General features: G+C 63.7%; 1 protein-coding gene and 2 pseudogenes. 1 reads left to right on the top strand and 2 read right to left on the bottom strand.

The genetic code is table 11. From position 1 onward, the window contains the following. A partial coding sequence (locus tag EEB11_RS19195; RefSeq protein ID WP_167852822.1) for a transposase occupies nt 1-279 on the top strand: 279 nt, incomplete at its 5' end. 306 nt (nt 280-585) lie between these two features. Here the strand turns inward: EEB11_RS19195 and EEB11_RS19190 are convergent. Together EEB11_RS19190 and EEB11_RS19185 are read right to left on the bottom strand one after the other, a co-directional pair. Continuing rightward, nucleotides 586-1,595: pseudogene (locus EEB11_RS19190) on the bottom strand (IS5 family transposase). A gap of 356 nt (nt 1,596-1,951) precedes the next feature. Next, nucleotides 1,952-2,182 (bottom strand): annotated as a pseudogene (locus EEB11_RS19185) (IS110 family transposase); the annotation flags it as partial.

The raw sequence follows: 2,182 nt of genomic DNA, 5'->3' as shown, positions 1-2,182 counted from the left end.
GTGCCACGGCAACACTCAACGGGTGGCAAGCAGCGTCTCGGAGCCACGACCAAGATGGGCGAGCGCTCCTTGCGACGGCTGCTGATAATCGGGGCCAACAGCGTCATCATCGAGAGGCATGTCCATGCCGCGGCCCGGCCGGGCACCTGGCTGGGTGGGATGCTGACGCGCAAGGCGCCGATGCTGGTGCGAGTGGCGCTGGCGAACAAGATGGCGCGGATCGTTTGGGCCCTGATGGCCCGGGGCGGCGTCTACCAGTCTCCGGCCGCGGCGGCGTAAGCCGACCGTCGGTCGAGAGGGCGTCGGAGCGGAAGAGGGCTAGGAGTAGTTTGGCGCAACGGTCGTGAGACGGGATCAGAGGAACCAGCCTGCAACAAAGTGCCATCGAGCACGCGGCGTTGATTTGGGACCTGATCCGCGAACACCATACGGGCCGGCGGCATGACGATGGCCGCAACGGAGGCCGGATACATGTCAGCACCCGACAGCGCGCGAAACTGATCCAGAAACCCTCTTGCGCATGGGGCGGTTATACATGTTGCACAAATCGGGTGACAGACGGATCTCCCCTTTCCCTGGACAGACTCATCCCACGGCTTCAGTGACGGGTATACCGAGCGCCGTGAAGCCGTTCACTACGGCTACACGGACCTGAAACTCGGCGACCTGACGGTCAAAGTCCCGCGCCATGAGGCGCTGACCCAGCAGTTTGACACAGTGCATCTTCGTCTCGACGCGGCTTCGGCGGTGATAACCGCTCCATCGTCGCCAGATGGTTCGGCCGAAGCGTTTCGACGCGCGTAGGGCTTCGTTGCGGGCGACCGCCCCGGGGGTGTCGGGTTTCCAGGGCTTGCCATTCCTCCGAGGCGGAATGATCGCAGCAGCGCCGCGGGCAGCGATGGCGTCATGGCACTTGCGGGTGTCGAATGCGCCATCCGTTGCCCGGCAACGGTTTGCTTGCAAACCGTGAGAGGGGGCGGCGACGCTGGCGATCTCCTGATCGGGCGGGATCTGGTCGAGCAGTTCAGGCAGGATGGGCGCGTCACCGACATCGCTGGTGGTGAACTCGGCTGCGCGGATTTCCAGTGTTTGCTCATCAATTCCCCCTCTCGGCGAATGTCCCATTCGCCTGCCGGGCAGCGGATGTGGATCTTGCGCCAGACGCGCCGTTTGGAACCGCCGTGCTTGCGCGCGTTCCACTCGCCTTCGCCCTCGACCTTGATCCCGGTGCTGTCGATCAAGAGGTGCAGCGGGCCCTGCGAGGCGCGGTAGGGGATGTTAACCTTCAGGCACTTTTGGCGGCGGCTGAGGGTGCTGAAGTTCGGCACAGCCCAGTCCAGGTCGATCAGCCGCAGCAAGCTCTCGACGAACCCAGTCGTCTGGCGGAGCGCCATGCCGAAAAGAACTTTCATCGTCAGACATGTCTGGATAGCGGCATCGCTATAGTCAGGCTGCCGGCCACGTTTTCCGGTGGGCTCCGCCTCCCAGGTCATGGCGGGATCGAACCAGATCGACAGCGAACCGCGGCGCTTGAGGGCTGCGTTGTAGTCAGGCCAGTTCCGGGTCTTGTAGGCGGGGGGTATGGGTCTGCTCATGCCGTCCAGCTACCACGCTGGATTCACAAGATGAATCCCTCACGGGATTTGTGCATGTGTAACCGCCCCTTGCGCAAGAGGTATTTTCGAAGCTGATTTTGGCGCGCCATCGGGTGCTGACATGTGTCCGGCCTCATGATGCGGCGTCTCACATGCCGCAGGCCCGTATGGTGTTCGAAGGTCGGGTCCAGATCAAAGCCGCGTGCTCGAAGGCACTCTGTTGCACACTGGTTCTCCCGATCCCGTCTCACGACGATTGCGCCAAACTGCTCTTTGCCCTCTTTCGCTCCGACGTTCTCGCGACCGACGGTCGGCTTACGCCNTTCGCTCCGACGTTCTCGCGACCGACGGTCGGCTTACGCCGCCGCGGCCGGAGACTGGTAGACGCCGCCCCGGGCCATCAGGGCCCAGACGATCCGCGCCATCTTGTTGGCCATCGCCACCCGCACCAGCATTGCTGGCTTGCGTGTCAGCATCCCGCCCAGCCAGGTGCCAGGTCGGGCCGCGGCATGAACGTGCCGCTTGATGATGACGCTGTTGGCCCCGATGATCAGAAGCCGCCTGAGGGAGCGTTCGCCCATCTTCGT

Origin of the sequence: Pseudotabrizicola sediminis, assembly GCF_004745575.1 — a bacterium.
In the GTDB taxonomy this organism is placed as follows: domain Bacteria; phylum Pseudomonadota; class Alphaproteobacteria; order Rhodobacterales; family Rhodobacteraceae; genus Pseudotabrizicola; species Pseudotabrizicola sediminis.
The sequence above is the reverse complement of the archived record's forward strand: the minus strand, read 5'-3'. Positions and strand labels throughout refer to the sequence as shown.